The sequence below is a fragment of the Kosmotoga sp. genome (genome assembly GCF_982836095.1).
In genome coordinates this window covers 708-1,208 of sequence record NZ_CEYIHJ010000236.1, presented here as the reverse complement: position 1 = coordinate 1,208, position 501 = coordinate 708, and the positions used below count along the sequence as shown (strand labels likewise).

Sequence of the window (501 nt, the reverse complement as noted above, 5' to 3'; positions counted from 1 at the left end):
ACTTTGCCCCGTGAAAATTTAACAATTAAAGACCCGAAAGTAATAGAAGGCACTCTGGCCTACATTTCACCTGAGCAAACCGGCAGGATGTGTCGGCCCATAGATTACCGCACAGACTTCTACGCTCTGGGGGCTACTTTTTACGAGTTGCTTCTTCATAGACCGCCTTTCACCAGCACGGACCCAATGGAACTGATTCATTGCCATATGGCTAAAAACCCTGCGCCTCCCTGTGAAGTAAATCGTGAAATACCGAAGTTCATTTCAGATATTGTAATGAAGTTATTGGAAAAAAATGTCGAGGACAGATATCGAAGCGCATTGGGAATTAAGGCGGATTTGCAAAAATGCCTCGAAAGGCTGGAGATTAATGGTGGAACCTGGGGTTTCCCTATTGGGCTTTGCGATATATCGGAGAGGTTCCAAGTTCCTCAGAAACTATATGGAAGAGATAAGGAACTGCAAGCCCTGGAAAAGACGTTTGAAAGGGTGCGGGAAGGT

The 501-nt window shown here is 45.5% G+C and carries 1 protein-coding gene; it reads left to right on the top strand.

Annotated features, from left to right (window positions below):
• Positions 1 to 501: serine/threonine protein kinase (locus AC3LHT_RS10590; RefSeq protein WP_488662873.1), on the top strand; the 501-nt coding region annotated here is incomplete at both ends.